Annotated in this window: 13 protein-coding genes; 10 read left to right on the top strand and 3 right to left on the bottom strand. The window is 40.9% G+C overall.

The window, feature by feature from the left end:
* The first annotated feature begins 340 nt into the window (after positions 1-340).
* The 5 genes from ACNORC_RS03580 to ACNORC_RS03560 all read left to right on the top strand — a co-directional run bounded on the left by ACNORC_RS03580 (position 341) and on the right by ACNORC_RS03560 (position 4,885).
* Positions 341-1,195, top strand: coding sequence for a hypothetical protein (locus tag ACNORC_RS03580; protein ID WP_418334218.1), 855 nt, complete (start codon positions 341-343; stop codon positions 1,193-1,195).
* Between the two features lie 66 nt (positions 1,196-1,261).
* Complete coding sequence (locus ACNORC_RS03575; protein WP_418334217.1) at positions 1,262-1,675, top strand: hypothetical protein; 414 nt, start codon at positions 1,262-1,264, stop codon at positions 1,673-1,675.
* Positions 1,676-1,823: 148 nt separating this feature from the next.
* Positions 1,824-3,044: a porin family protein gene (locus ACNORC_RS03570; protein WP_418334216.1), complete on the top strand. Its 1,221-nt coding sequence runs from the start codon at positions 1,824-1,826 to the stop codon at positions 3,042-3,044.
* Between the two features lie 204 nt (positions 3,045-3,248).
* A complete protein-coding gene (locus ACNORC_RS03565) occupies positions 3,249-3,596 on the top strand; it encodes a hypothetical protein (protein WP_418334215.1) in 348 nt (115 codons plus the stop codon).
* 254 nt (positions 3,597-3,850) lie between these two features.
* The gene (locus ACNORC_RS03560; protein WP_418334214.1) at positions 3,851-4,885 is read left to right on the top strand and encodes a DUF6090 family protein; all 1,035 of its coding nucleotides are present in this window, start codon (positions 3,851-3,853) and stop codon (positions 4,883-4,885) included.
* Between the two features lie 167 nt (positions 4,886-5,052).
* Here the strand turns inward: ACNORC_RS03560 and ACNORC_RS03555 are convergent, their stop codons facing one another.
* Positions 5,053-6,573 carry a tetratricopeptide repeat protein gene (locus tag ACNORC_RS03555; protein WP_418334213.1) on the bottom strand — a complete coding sequence of 507 codons (1,521 nt, stop codon included), beginning with the start codon at positions 6,571-6,573 and terminating at the stop codon, positions 5,053-5,055.
* 340 nt (positions 6,574-6,913) lie between these two features.
* On the opposite strand from ACNORC_RS03555, the gene ACNORC_RS03550 reads away from it, so the two are divergent.
* The 5 genes from ACNORC_RS03550 to ACNORC_RS03530 all read left to right on the top strand — a co-directional run bounded on the left by ACNORC_RS03550 (position 6,914) and on the right by ACNORC_RS03530 (position 11,778).
* On the top strand, positions 6,914-7,624 hold the full coding sequence (locus ACNORC_RS03550) for a DUF6090 family protein (protein ID WP_418334212.1): 711 nt from the start codon (positions 6,914-6,916) through the stop codon (positions 7,622-7,624).
* Positions 7,621-8,364, top strand: a complete 744-nt coding sequence (locus ACNORC_RS03545) for a DUF6090 family protein (protein ID WP_418334211.1) — start codon at positions 7,621-7,623, stop codon at positions 8,362-8,364. Before ACNORC_RS03550 ends, ACNORC_RS03545 begins: the two co-directional genes overlap by 4 nt.
* Before the next feature lie 214 nt (positions 8,365-8,578).
* On the top strand, positions 8,579-9,907 hold the full coding sequence (locus tag ACNORC_RS03540) for a serine hydrolase domain-containing protein (protein ID WP_418334210.1): 1,329 nt from the start codon (positions 8,579-8,581) through the stop codon (positions 9,905-9,907).
* A 153-nt stretch (positions 9,908-10,060) separates the two neighbouring features.
* Positions 10,061-10,861 carry a DUF6090 family protein gene (locus ACNORC_RS03535; protein WP_418334209.1) on the top strand — a complete coding sequence of 267 codons (801 nt, stop codon included), beginning with the start codon at positions 10,061-10,063 and terminating at the stop codon, positions 10,859-10,861.
* A 329-nt stretch (positions 10,862-11,190) separates the two neighbouring features.
* Positions 11,191-11,778, top strand: a complete 588-nt coding sequence (locus tag ACNORC_RS03530) for a hypothetical protein (RefSeq protein WP_418334208.1) — start codon at positions 11,191-11,193, stop codon at positions 11,776-11,778.
* Positions 11,779-11,815: 37 nt separating this feature from the next.
* On the opposite strand, the gene ACNORC_RS03525 is transcribed toward ACNORC_RS03530, so the two are convergent.
* Positions 11,816-12,628 (bottom strand): NAD(P)H-binding protein, encoded by an 813-nt coding sequence (locus ACNORC_RS03525; RefSeq protein WP_418334207.1) that lies wholly within the window; start codon positions 12,626-12,628, stop codon positions 11,816-11,818.
* Positions 12,629-12,682: 54 nt separating this feature from the next.
* Entirely contained in the window at positions 12,683-14,998 is a 2,316-nt protein-coding gene (locus ACNORC_RS03520) for a M28 family peptidase (protein ID WP_418334206.1), read from the bottom strand.
* Between the last annotated feature and the right edge of the window lie 99 nt (positions 14,999-15,097).

Raw genomic sequence — 15,097 nt, 5'->3', positions numbered from 1 at the left:
TCCAAAGGGCCTTTTTTTTCATCTCTCTTTTAAAAAAGCCACGAATGCACGAATGTCTCTTAAAAGGATAAAGAAATATTAAAGCTTCCAGCCAGTAGAGTATTCAAAAATGCCATTTTTGGGACCTCTATTCTTATCCTCTGCCCACTGCCCACTGTCCTCGGACCACTGAACTCTCAAAAATGCCTTTTTTCGGGCTGCATGTAGGAATTTTCTTTAACTTTACTGTCCTGCCATTTCTTCCCTACACCGGCAGTTGTTTATTAGCAGGACTTTATCCTAAGTAATACAAGGTTATCTTGTTATAAAACGAGTTACCTGTCATTTTAAATAGAAATTTATGAAACCAACAAGAGTCCTAATTATTTTTATTGCAAGTGTAATTATTGGGTGTAATAATAAAGAAAAGGAGAAAGTAAAAGATTATGAGTTAATTGATGAGGATGGGATTGGTGTAGAGAAATTTGATTCAACAAATACTGACCAAAACAGATTCACTGAAAACAATTCCACTTTCAGGGAGGGAAGTATTTTCACTTATGAATTTGAGCATATTACTACAAAAAATGAAAAAATGTTTTTCGCCTGGGATGAAAGTAGCGACGACTTTAGAAAAAAATGGAAGTTTGTACCTGCAGATTCAATTGATGAAAACACCATTCTAAGGGTTGCTATATCTGTACAACAAGGTCTTGAGCCAATGATATTCAGTAATCCTGATTACAACCAAACAGTTATAAAATATCAATATGAATTAAAAGAAGGTAATGCAAGGTTCTCTTCATCTTCTGGAGTTATAGAGAATGAAAATAACATATGGATGCACCCTCCAAGAGATCAATATTTTAGAATATTAGAACTCAATCCATTTCCTTTTATTAAAGCACCATACGAAATAGGAAATGAATGGAGTTGGCAATTAAGAATTGGAGATGGATGGAGTGACAAACGATGGAAACATTGGGAAGGAAGCATAGAAAATGAGTACACTTATAAAATTACTGACAGAAAAACCCTAAAAACAAGTTTAGGAGAAATTAGTTGCTGGGTAATTGAAGGAACTGCTGTTAGCAGAATAGGAGAAACTAAATTAAAAGCGTTTTTTAATTCTAAATATGGATTTGTGCAATTAAATTATACCAATATCGATGGCAGCTCCACTAATCTGGTATTAAGTGATTATAGCGAAGTATAGAACGCCAGGTAACAACGGTTCATCGCACAATAACCGTAACCGTACTCTCTAACCAAAAATAACAACATGAAAACATTTTACTTAAAGACCGATAAATTCTGGATCTTTTCACGCCTCATTTTTACCCTCTTATTAATTATCGCCGTAATAAAGGTTTTGAATGATTCCGGTTTTGAGTCCGGAAGGATACTTGGCTTTTCAACGCTGGGGATATATATCGGTTTAATGATCTTCATCCTTATAAGGAGATTTCTTAGGAAACCGGTTCCTTCCGCAGTGAAAATTTGTACCGGTATCATAACTGTACTTATGGGATTCTTAATGAGTTATACGATTCTTATAAATACCAACATTGACTGGCTTCTAAAAACCGGATTTCACTTTGTTCCTGTTTGGGCCATTTTATTGGGTTTAAGGGATATCGTATTGTATCGAACTGATTACCATCTGCCCCGCACACAACCAATGAAATCCGAATAATATCGGGATCAAAAAATGCCTTTTTTGAAGCTTCTTGTAGGATTTTTCTTCTATATTAGGCCCCCTGTCTGCTTTCCCTACCGCAAGACTATTTTTTTTTACCAACAACAGCCCTCTTAGAGGCTCAGAAATTCTCTTTTTACCCCCCATGAATAAGCAACTGCTCTTTTTATTAATAGCAATTCTTAGCTATAATTGCTATTCCCAAATCAGCTTTGAAAAAGGCTATTTTATTGATAACGAAGGAAACAGGCACGAGGTGTTGATCAAAAATGAAGACTGGAGAAAAAATCCGGAACATTTTGATTACAAGACTTCCGAAGCAGCACCGGTACAGACAGCCGGCATAGAATCAATTGAAGAATTTGGAGTGGATAACTTCTCCAAATTCTACCGCGCGAAAGTGGAGATTGACCGTTCTTTAGACAGAATGAATAAACTCAGCACTCAAAGGCAACCTGATTTTAAGGAAGAGGTGCTTTTATTAAAGGTGCTTTTGGAAGGCAGGGCCAGCCTGTACAAGTATGAAGGAGATGGTGTTACCCGCTATTTCTACAGTAATGACAACTCTCCCATAGAGCAATTGGTCTATAAGAAATACTCGACCCCCAATATGCAGGTAGGCACCAACAACAGTTTTCGTCAACAGTTATGGAACGATCTTACCTGTCCCGAAATAACTCTCGACCGAATCGAAAAGGTGGATTATAAGGAGGGTGAGCTTGTGAAATTTTTCCGGGAATATAATGAATGCCAGGGAAGTACTATTGTTTATGAACAGGCACAAAAGAAGTTTTTATTCAACCTCAACCTGCGGCCGCGCATTAACAGCAGCTCGCTGAAGATTGAAAACTCCGCCTCCTCCAGGACCAATACCGATTTTGGGCAGGAGATCACCTTCGGTTTTGGGATCGAAGCCGAAGCCATCCTTCCGTTCCACAAGAATAAATGGAGTGTTTTTACCGAACCCACCTATCAATCATTTAACAAAACAGTAGAAAGTGAAAGAGGAAGTGTTTACGGCGGAATACTCATTTCCAAAAGCAATTACAGTTCCCTTGAGATCCCGATAGGGGTGAGACACTATTTTTTCCTGAACAAAAATTCCAAGATCTTTCTAAATGCCGCTTACATTACAGATTTCACTTTTGGTTCGACCATTGAATTTGAACGGGAAGATGGCACCGGCTTGGGAACCCTGGAGCTATCCAGCCTGAACAATTTTGCCATAGGACTGGGACATAAGTTCAAAGATAAATACAGCATGGAGCTAAGGGTTTTTACAGACCGGGATGTATTTATGAACTTCCTTACCTGGTATTCAGACTATAAATCGGTCTCTTTCATTTTGGGTTATACCCTCTTTTAACTTACTTAATTGAGATGCCTTCGGGCGCCAATGAGTCCGCCGAAACTCAGCATAGTTTTCTTAAAAATGACATTTTTGAGTATCTTGATCTCCCAACCTTAAATAACCTCTGACCTGAAAAAGATCTGCACCTGTGTAATAATTCTACTTCTTCTCACCTCCTGCGGGGAAAAGCCGGTTACACAGGAGCCTGATTACAGCAAGGTGCTGGATTCTATCCTGACCAATTACCACCGCAACCTGGACACCGGGAGAAATATGCTGGGCTCTGCCCGAAATTTCCAGTTAACCACGGACAGTCTTGTTGAAGTTATCTTCCAGGCTAATATGGAGCTGGAAAATATCAATAAAGATTCTTTAATGCTCAGTCAGGATGATTTTCTACACCAAAGATTGCACCTGCAAAGGGACCTTTGGAAGGAGATAGATGAGTCTGGCGATAACCTCTCCCGGGACTCTCAAATGTTCGCTTATGATGAACTGGGCCAGGTGAACTTTGAGAGAGCAAAAGAACTAAACGGGCTGTTACAAAGTGAACAGGTGAAAAAATAACCGAAACAGCCTGTTCGCTTAGTCATACTAAGTATGGAGTTTCAGGTTATTATTGCGAAGACATGCTAGTTCGCAACCGGGATTTGCAAAAGCTTATCGAAACCGAATTGACAAAAGGCCACTGATGTTTTAGGTAGAAACCGACTTGTGTTTTGCTTTCCAAAAATGCCTTTTTCAGCAACTAATTAATCCGAAGTCCTTCCGAAGCTGTAATTAATTAAATATCATATATTTAAAAGATCAACCAATTTTCCATGATCCCATTCTTCAGAAGGATAAGACAGGGTTTGCTGAGCAGAAATAAGTTCAGCAAATATCTTCTTTATGCTGTTGGCGAAATTATTCTTGTTGTTATAGGGATTTTGATCGCATTGCAGATCAATAACTGGAACGAAGATCGCAAGCAAGAGGAGAGATTTCGGAATGTTTTAGAACAAATTTACAATGTGGTTCATACCGATATTGCAACAATTGAAAATCAGATCCAGGGTAATCTATATCACATAGAAGTTCTTGACCTGGTGCTAAATCAACTGGATTCCATACCCGACAACGAACTACAAAATATAATAACCAGTATGGAGTTTGCGGGTGTAACTTCAACCAGGGAATCAGAGTTCTTCATTTCTCAACTTCCAATCAATTTAAAAGACCAAAGACAATTACGAATCCTGAAGCAGATAACCAATTTTTACATTGGGAATGTTTTTCGTGATCAGAACATTATGGTGAAAAGCACAAATCTAAATTCCCTATTCGACCGAAACGATTTACCAAGACCTTATCAATTTCCGGGATTCCGAGATCTCGAAGAAAGGTATTCCCAAAAAGAATTAAGTCAAATAAGAAAACTATTTAAAAGCCCTGAAGGAAAAAGTGTACTTAGAAATATCAGGAATGAGAAGAGGCGGTTTAATGTTCTGGTTCAAACATATCTGGACGACGGTAAATCAATTTTAAAAATGATCAAAAACTACATGCCCGAGGTTAGAATGTTATATGAGGATATTGGAATCTTAGGAACTGCAACTATCGCAAACTGGAATTATTCCATACCCATGACAAAAACGGGTGAGAATGACGAAATCTGGGAAATAGAATTAGAACTAACAGAAGGGGCGGTAAAATTCAGATCCAGAAATAGCTGGACTCAGAATTGGGGAGGACAAAGTTTTCCGGAAGGAAAGGCTGAATATTTCGGACCTGATATAAACGTAGAACCCGGTAACTATAAGGTGAGACTCGACCTTAATAAAGAGACCTACCAGTTTATCGAACTTGATAAATAAATTAAAATATCAGTGATAAAATTCTTTAGAAATATCCGCCGACGCCTGCTTTGGGAAGACCGGTTCATGAGATTGATTCTATTTCTTGCATTTTACAGGAAGTTTATTTTGAAAAAAAAGCCTTCAACATGAGTTGAAGGCCTGCATTGCTAAAGCTATTCCAGGTCTTAACTGGTTTTGTTCTTACCTACTTTTTGATCAACTTCAGCCCGGATCAAAGCAAATTCAATGGAATTAAATCTCTCCTCTGCAATTTCCTGATATAAGGCCATTGCCTCCTCGGTATTACCGGCCCTCTCATAAATTTTGGCTTTCCAGTATTTATCGTGAATATAATCTTCATCGGTCTGGTCAATGTGTTCCACGGCCTTTTCAATATCTCCCTTCTTATAATGAATTACGGCCAGGGCACGGTGATAAGGCTCTAACTTATCGGGGCTGTTTAAGGAGTCCACGGCTGTCTTGATGGATTCCGCTTTTTCCAGGGCGGCATCATAATCTTTTTTGGTTACCAGCACCATAGTATCCCAGTAATTCATCAGGGCATTTTGATTTGCCGTTACAGTTGGACTGTTGGCTTCACTGGCCAATTGTTTTGATATTGGTCTCAAATCATTTACGATTTTCTCCATGCGTTTAGCGTCTCCATCATGCATGGCAATATGGGCAGCCGTAAGAGAAGCCTGGAATTTGCCTATGGTCTTATTGCCTTGAGGTACATTTAAGCTATCAAGAGATCTGGTTCCCTCGTCGAGAAATGCCAGTGCTTCTTTTGATTTACCTTCGTAGACATAAGTATTAGCTTCAGCCGAAAAATTTGTCCCGAATTCACTTACTTCCCGGGCGTCCTTAAAATTTTGACGGGCTTCCTCGTAATTACCCAGAATTGAATTGGCATGTCCGGATTTTGCCAAAGCCACTTCGTCTTCAGGGTCCAGTGAGGCTGCTTTTTCATAGCTTGACAGCGCCTGGTCCAGTTGGTCCTGATCGCGGTAATAATCACCCATCAAGATATGAGAGCGCGGACTGTTAGGAGCAGTTTTCACGAGCATGTCGAAATATTTTTTGGCCTGATCCTTATCCTTTGGGGAATCAAATAAATAGGAAGCTCCCAAACTAGCCATGGCAGGAACGTATTCTGAGTTCAATTCCAAAGCCTTTTTCCAGTGTTCTCTTGCCTTTTCCTCCTGGTCATTTCCATTGTAATAAATGGCAAGATTATCCTGGGCCCGTGCAGATTTCGGATATTTCTCCACCATCTTTTTGCTGATCTGCAATTCTCTGTCGGTGTCACTTTTTAATCCGGCTTCGGTCGCATCCATCATCATGACCTCGGCATCATTGGCCTTTTCACGCATGGCCATGAACTTTTCGCGGTTTGTTGCCCAGTCTTTGGCAGAATTGGCCGCGTAAGTTCTATACATTTGAGCCGATACGAAATCGGGGTCATATTGCAATGCCTCTTCAAACTTGGCCCGAGCTTTCCTGTCACTTCCATTGTCGAAGTATTCCAGGCCTTCCTGAAAGGCTTCCAAGGCCTCTTCGGAATCAGTGTTAACGGGTAATTCATTTCCCGCATAATCTGTTTCAACTTCTGTTTCTACTTCCTTTTCAGAATCTTTACAGGCAGCAACAAAAAGCATTGCTACCATAGAAATGTAAATAGGCAATTTTTTGATATAAAACATAGTCCTAAATATTTAGTTAATACAACAGCTAAACTATCTAAGTTAATGAATTTCAGGTAATAACATATGTTTTATCGTGGTGACAGCGTAAATAAACCGCTACTTTCTGTAAGGTTTATCTTCATATTTATAAAGAAAATCCTGGACATGCCAGCTTCATCGATTTTTTCATCCGCACTTTTTGGTTATTGGTCTTAAATTTCAGCTTAGCAGAATAAAATTGATAAAATTTTTCAGGGTGGAATCTATTTTTCCTGTAGCTGAAAAAATTCTGAAACCTTAAAATAAGAGTCTCCAAATAATTAATTATCATATATTTAAAGGAATCAACCAATTTTAAATGATCCCATTCTTCAGAAGGATAAGGCAAGAATTGCTGGCGAGTAACAAGTTCAGCAAATACATTCTTTATGCTATAGGTGAGATCATCCTTGTGGTTATTGGGATCTTAATTGCTGTAAAAATTAACAATTACTATAAAAAGCAAGAAACCAATCACTATGAGCGCGAAGTGGTAACGCTGCTTTTAGAAGATTTAGCTATCGACCATTCAACCAATGTCAGTAGGGAAAAAGCCTTGACTGATGGCTTAAAAAAGGTAACCTGGATCCTTGAGTATTGTGGTGACCGGTCTGCCGATACGTTAAGAAACATCTCCAGAGATACTTTATTGGCAAACTTTTTTGGCGGATTTTCAGGGCATTCCCAATTCTTGCTAAGCCAGCAATTGCATGCTTTTAATCCCAAATCAAATGAGGTCAATCGTTCTATCACTTCATACAACATGAAGCATAAAGAGATTTTGGTAGATATTGAACAACATAACACCTATAGTCTTGGAGAATTTGCTGCCAAAACGATGCTTGATCTGAGTGAACAGGATTCTATATCTGAGGATTTTCTCCTTAAAACCTGTAGCGAGGATAATATGGTAAAATACTATTCTTTGGCAGCCTGGAAACACGCAACATTAAGAGATGTACAGGATCTATTAGTAATACAGGATACCCTGAAGGAGCAGTTAAGGGAATATCTTAAAAACCTGGAATGATCAAAATCTTTAGAAATATCCGCCGGAGCCTGCTTCGTGAAAACCGATTCACGAGATATTTAATGTACGCCACTGGCGAAATCATCCTGGTGGTGATAGGCATTCTCATTGCGCTGCAGATCAACAACTGGAATGAATTCAGGAAAGAGAGAAAAAAAGAGAAAATGTACCTCAATTCACTGAAGAGTGACCTCCGAGAATCACAGGATGAATTGAAAAGAGTAGCGGAAAAGACAGATCGCGTAATTTCTGCAAGTCTTCAGCTCCTGTCCTTTTCAACAGATACAGTTCCCATGCCGGCGCCTGCTGTATTCGATAGTCTGATAGCGACAACCTTTAGCTACACTATTGCTATGACGAATGAAGGTACGATCAATGACATTAGAGGCTCCGGGGATTTAAAAGTCATCCGTAACGATAGTCTGCGCAGAATGATCGCCTCCTGGGACGCAGGATTTAAAATGATAAGGGAAAGGGAAAATTTGCTGAAAGAAGCATTTCAAAAAAACAAAGCCAAAATGGAAGAAGAAATAGATATTGAAAAACTTTTGTCTGGTAAAACAAACGCCATTCCTGATGACCCGAAGAGGAGATTTTTTGTCACAGATGTTTCACATCGCAACCGTATTATGAACCTCATTGTTAGCTCTGATCCATTGAATGATCTTTACAGGGCAAAAATAAAAAGCCTGGATACAATGATCGCCATTACTGAAAAGGAGATGAAAGAACTTGAATGAGAAAATTTCAAAAGAGGCCAATCTTTTTAGATCTTTTCCACGAAGTCATAATTCAAATCGCGCATGAGCTTTGACGATGCGATCACTTTTCCCTTGGAAGCTTCGGAATGATCAAACTCTGGAACAGAATTTAATTCCGGAAAAACAAAACAGCCTTTTTCCTGAAAGATTCTCTACTTTTGCCTTAAGGTGGCCCTTAAATCGTAAAAAATCCATGAAAAGATCCCTTTTTTTTGTTTTTCTTTTATTTCCTCTGTTCGGAAATTCCCAATCGGGCTTCGATTCCCTAATTGAAACAAAATTCAATAATGGTCCGGCTGTAAGCGTCCTGGTCTCTAAAGATTTTAAACCTACCTACAGCATAACAAAGGGCATGGCCAACCTGGAAAATAATGTTCCGGCTCATGCGGAGAGTAAATTCAGAATAGGCTCTGTCACAAAACAATTTACCGCTGTAGCCATCCTGCAGTTAATGGAACGGGGGAAACTCCATCTCAACGACAGCATTCAAAAGTTCCTGCCCAATTTCCCGGTGAAAAAGCATACGATCACTATTGAGCACCTGCTCACCCACACATCCGGATTAAAAGAAGTCACCGAACTGGAAGTTTTCTCAACAGACCTTATGCTTAAAGGAATCGATCCTGAGTTGCTGATCAATTACTTCAAAGATTATCCCCTGGAATTTGAACCCGGCACAGAATTCCGTTATTCCAATTCAGGTTATCACCTGCTGGGGCTGATAGTGCAAAAAGTTTCGGGGATGGAATACAATAAGTACATTAAAAAGAACCTTTTTGAACCCGCAGGCATGGAGAATAGTATGGCAGGCGACAATAGAGAGCTCATATCTAACCGGGTCTCAGGATATGAGAAGGCAAATAGCAGTATTGTTAATGCCGCTTACCTTGACATGTCGATTCCTTTTTCTGCCGGGAACCTGCTGTCAACAACCTCCGATATTAACAAATGGTACAAAGCGCTTTTTCAATACCAGCTGATCCCTGAAGGCACTCTGGAAAAGGCTCTAACTCCTTATCGATTTAAGGATTCAAGTAGTAGCAAATATGGCTACGGCTGGTTCATTGATAGTCTGCAGGGAGAAAAAGTAGTGTCTCATGAAGGCGGCATCAACGGTTTCTTATCCAGTGTATGGTATAGCCCTAAGAATAAAACTCTAGCGGTTGTACTTTCAAACTGCATGTGTAATCCCACTACCAGCACGACCAAAAGATTGTTAGCCGTAGCCATTGGTAAGCCCCTCCCCCAAGTAAAGACCATGGCTCTACCTGCCCGGGCTTTGCAAAGGTTCGAGGGCAAATACGATATGGGAGGACAAACCTGGCAGTTCCTGGTCAAAGACGGGAATTTACACCTTCGCTTTGAAGGCGGGGGTGGTTATCCCGTTTCACCCACCAGCCAGAATCAATTTTATGCTGAAGAATGGGACTGTTACTTCACATTTGAAGAGCAGGCAGGGGGAATGCAACTACTACTGAAATATCCCGGAGGAGAAGCCAGCGGAAAGAGACTGGAACCTTAGTTTACCCTTAAAATTTTGAGATTTACTTTTCCTTTCTTAACCGATTAGGACAACATTTTAGTATTCCTCTAAAATGTAGATTCCTCAGCTCTGTTTATCACATCTCGCTTTTCAGGTAATTATCATATATTTAAAGGAATCAACCAGTTAAGAATGATCCCATTCTTCAGAAGGATAAGACAGGGTTTGCTGAGCAATAACAAGTTCAGCAAATATATTTTATACGCCGTAGGTGAGATCATCCTGGTGGTGATTGGGATTTTAATTGCTTTACAGATCAACAGCTGGAACCGGGAGCAGGAGAACCGCAAGCAGGAACAGCAGATCCTGTCACAGCTCTCAAAGGAATATCGCAGTAACCTGTCCCAGATTGAGGACAAGATCGAGATCAGGAATGAGGTGCTGAGTTCCTGTTTCAGTCTGCTGCAATATATAAAGGAAGACCCGGCGACAGTATCGGGGGATAGCTTAGATGCGCATCTTTTCCGGATCTCCATAAGACCTACCTTCGATCCCGAACTCAGCGTGAGTAATGAACTGATAAATTCCGGAAAACTGTATTTGCTGGAAAACCTGGACCTTCGCAACAAAGTCTCAGCCTTCTCCAGCTCACTGAGCGAACTGGAAGAAGAGGAAACCGCCATCTTTATCCTAACTGAAGAACGCCTCATCCCCTTCCTGATCGAGAATTACCAGATAGGCCGTATGATGATGGTACTGCTGGACGATGAAGAATTAAGGGCCAAACTGACCATGGGTAGCCTGACTCAGTACGAGAACATGATGACCCTGGTGCCGCAGGCCGATTTTACACCTTTATTGAAAAACCCCGATTTTCAGGATTACCTGTTGCAAATGATCAGTTATACGGCTTATACGAATGAACAATCTGAAGGGGTGAAGGAAAAGATAAAAGACATTATTGCCACTATTGAAAATGAAATAGATGACTGAAAAACATAGTTATTAAAAAAACTAATCCACTGTACAGTCATAGTCTTCAAGAAATTTTTTGAGAAGGAAAAAGAAAAACCTGAAAACTTTCCGAAATTTTGTCTTCAGCCGGGAGTTGTTCAGAAGGAGATTTCTTTGTCTCCAAGAAGCTCATTACGGTTATCCGTAAATAAGCTTACATAAAAAGATCTAAATTTACTGAGCTTGAAGTTTTCTCTTAGCCTATAAGGCAACAGTAATTAAAACCACCAAAAATGAATTTCAAATCTTTTGTTCTTTTCCTTCTACTTTTAGTTTTGGTACCCAAAATGACTGCACAAAATCGGGAAATGATCAAGAAACAGTCAGATTCCCTGATGTATTTTGATGAAAACTATCAAAGAATCTCGGCAGAAGAATTTTATAATAAAAAGATTAGCCAGGGCTGGTCATCAAGAAAAGTTGATTCTCTTAACCACCGGATTCTTCATCCCCGTTCTACTTATGGAGATATTGAGAATAAAAATTTTATAACAACTCAATTAGAACGCCTGACAGGAAAAAAGGTGGATACCACTAAAAATATAGTAGTAATTTATTATCCTGGGAAGGATGGCTGCAATTCAAGTGCAAGGGTTTCCAGAAGGGACATGAGTTATAGATATAAAAAGATGGAAAGAAAAGTGAATAAAATAGCCGAATCGAGTTTCTTTTACATCTATAATGATAAAGAAGGTCTATATGAGAAAATGGATGGTTTCAGAGAGTGGTATCAAGATCCGGACTATATTTTTCAAGAACTTTTCTTTAAACACCACTACTCCTGCTCGAGTTTCGTCCTAATTTCCAATACAGGTGAATTCATCACCACTTTTGGAGAATTTAGTCTTGACGAAATGTTAGAATCTATGAAATTCCTTGTTTCAGAAAACAATTAATTGAGTGAAAATTTACCGGTTTTAAACTTGTACGACATTATATTGGCACTTTGAACCCGTACTCCAACTCCCGCATCACTTTTGAGGCTGAAATGATCTTACCTTCGGAATTTTCTGAATGCTCAAAAAGGGGAATTTCAAGGCCCGCTTCGGAAGCTTTTTGCTGATAGTATTTCTCCCTCGGCGGATTCACAGGGTAGACGGCATTGAATACCTCTCCAAAAATGTCCTTTTCAAGTATCTTTTCAATAATACCGATGCAATCCCGTTGATGAATAAGGTTAACGGGACCCAGAGGATTGGATAAACCGCTTCTGCCGGCCAGGTATTTCACAGGATGCCTTCCCGCGCCTATGAGTCCGCCAAATCTCAGCACAGTGGTGTCAAAGATGGCATTTTTGAGCAGTATTTCTTCGGAAGCAGCCAGCTCCCTTCCGGCAGCAGAAGTAGCGTTGGGCTCTGTATCTTCAGTATAGATTGGAAAGCTTTCAGTTTCTTCATACACTGAAATAGAACTCACGAAAAGCACCTTTTTGACACCTGACTTTTCTACTTCCACAGCCAGTTTTTGAATAGCTTCTGAAAATTGCTTTTTTGGATCCTTCCGCAGCCCCGGGGGAATATCGACAACCAACACCTCTGTTCCTGAAAGAAAGTCGGCAATATTCCCAGTGATCCCTTCCGGCTCTACCTGGATCAAATAAGGTTCAATGCCTTCTGTACGCAGGTGCTCGCTCCTTTCCGCAGTAGTGGTGGAACCTTTTACCGTATAACCTTTGTTTAAAAGCTCTTTTGCAAGCGGTAAACCGAGCCAGCCGGTTCCCAGTATGGAGATTTGTTTATTGGTCAAGATCTTTTTTTTGGCTTTAGCTAAGGGCCAACGGCTAAAAGCTAACAGCTAACATTACTTAAGTACAAAAGTACGTTTTAAAACAACGGCATCATTCAGCACAAATGGCCTTGGGATCATCTCCTTATTCCTTTCCGGCACCTTTAGTTGTTCATTCTCCGGCAGGTCGTGTGCGGCTTCATAAAGGACGATCTCCGGGTGCAGCCCTTTCTCCAGACTCATTTCTAATCGCAGGGTATCGCGGTTCACTGCATAATAGGTCAATAAACGATCACTCCACCTCCTTTTGAACACATGTAGGTCACTCTCTCCCGGCTGCAGATCTGGTGCCTCCTTGCCGTTTACCTTGAAATTCCTGAAGTCAAGAGTCTTGTCTGCAAAAAGTTCAATACGATTGATATTCCTGTTAGGAGCGATCTTTACACGGTAAGTCGCTATTCCGGGATCTTCAGATGCAATTGTATCCACTGCTATATACGGTGAAGGCAACATGATCTCCGGCGCGGCTGCAGTCTTTTCGAAACCGGTGCCATACTTACTGCTGAAGCCGGCATCTGGCGCTACTACTTCCGAAGAGTCAGAAAAGAAAGGCGCCGTATACGCATCGAGTATTTTATCGTAGGTATTCCAAGTGGCCTTGCCGCTGTCCTCATCTATAAGGTATACCAGGCTATTAGGTTTTTGGCGATCTTCATTAAAATCTGCTTTGAAATGGGCGAGTACAAAAAGCACAATAAAAGTGACAAAGCTCAAAAAGCCCAACAATTGCAGCTTGCTGTAGTAAGAGAATACCGGCCACAACAACAGCCAAAGAAGCACCGTAAGGATTGCCGACACGAACAGGATCTTCAGCCCCAGGGCAACCGGGAAGCTCGCTATGAATGGAAGCAGAATAAAGATAGCCGGAAGACTCAAAAAGCTCTGGATAATAGGGCCGTATTTTGGTTGTTTCAGAAGGAAAAAGAACTGTAGTAATCCCAAATAGGCCGGAATAATAAAATAGGCGGCTCCCTTCAGATAAAAAGACACAATGACGCAAAGTAAAAGCCAGAGGAACAGCGGTGCAATATATAGATGCTGTCCGTTTTGAGGCTTCCTGAACCTGTTGTAGGTATAGAAACAAATTGCCAGCGACAGGAATATGACCGCCGCGATGTAATAGTACCCGTTATAAGTGAACCCGTGTTCCATCTCTAGGTACTGCGGATACAGGAATAGCAGCATTTTCCAGAATCCGAAGGCGAGTAGTCCGCTTAGAACGAGTGCGATCAACATGGGAACAAATCCCTTCAGCACCTTTTTAAAAGGAATATTCCGTTGAAAAGCTCCGTAGAAAAGAAGGATCACGAAGAGGATTATGGCGCCAATGAGCATCGGGAAGATCCACGAATAGGGATAATGCACCATCTTTAGGAACGGCAGATTAAAAAACACCAATTCTTCTTCCGAATTGAGACCTTCAAGAGGTGCGCTGCTAAAATAAGTGAGCAACGGCATCAAATAACTCCCCTGGTGTGCCAGGGTGTTGATGTCAAGATTTTCGGGTATGTCATTGGCAGTGTGATAATCAAAATGATCATCTATAAAAGCGAAGTTGAGGCCATTGATATTCCCCTGCTCCCGAAGCACTGTAAGGTCTGTATCGTTTGGCAACATTTTATACACGCTGTATGCAAGGGAATTTGAGACCGGATACTGCACATCTGCAGCAAAGAACTGTTCCAGCAGCGCTTTGTTCCCGCCATTGGTTTCCAGCAGCATAAAAGAATTTCCGCCGCTGCCACGGGCTTCAAAGTTTAGTGCCAGGCCTACATCCTTTGCCCATGGATGCTCTTCTACAAAAATATCGGCACCGCTGAGCCCGAGTTCTTCCCCATCGGTGAATACAATTATAATATCATTGACAGGCTCTGCGCCGGAAGCCAGGTAGGCCCTCACTCCTTCCAGGATCGTTCCCACTCCGCTGGCAGCATCGCTGGCGCCGTACGAAGAATGTACAGCACTGTCATAGTGCGTGAGCAGCAGCAGCGCTTTGCCATCACCCGAACCTTCAATGCGGGAAATGATATTCTGAGGGCGGGTAATGACTCCGCGTTTATTAAGGGAATAGGCTTCCTGGGTTTGCACAAGCAGCCCCATTTTTTCCAGTTCAGAAACGATATAATTTCGTGCTTTACTATGAGCAGAACTACCCACATAATGCGGCTCTTTTGCCAGTGCTTCCACATGCGAAAAGGCCCTGGTGGTAGAGAACCGGTCTGCCGGAATATCATCTGTTAAGTTTACATGAGGTTTCGTTCCGTAGAAGCTCCAAAAGACCGCTGCAAGCAGGATCAGGAACGAAATGAGGGACTGTATCTTTTTCGTCATATTTCAAATATATTTAAAAGAGGTTCAAATTCAGCGCCTTACCCGCACAAAATCCTAAATTATTGCCAATTATTCTCAACAAATTCGGAAAAATTAAAC

The organism is Salinimicrobium soli (assembly GCF_048323655.1).
GTDB lineage: Bacteria > Bacteroidota > Bacteroidia > Flavobacteriales > Flavobacteriaceae > Salinimicrobium > Salinimicrobium soli.
This window is presented reverse-complemented; position numbering and strand designations above follow the sequence as displayed.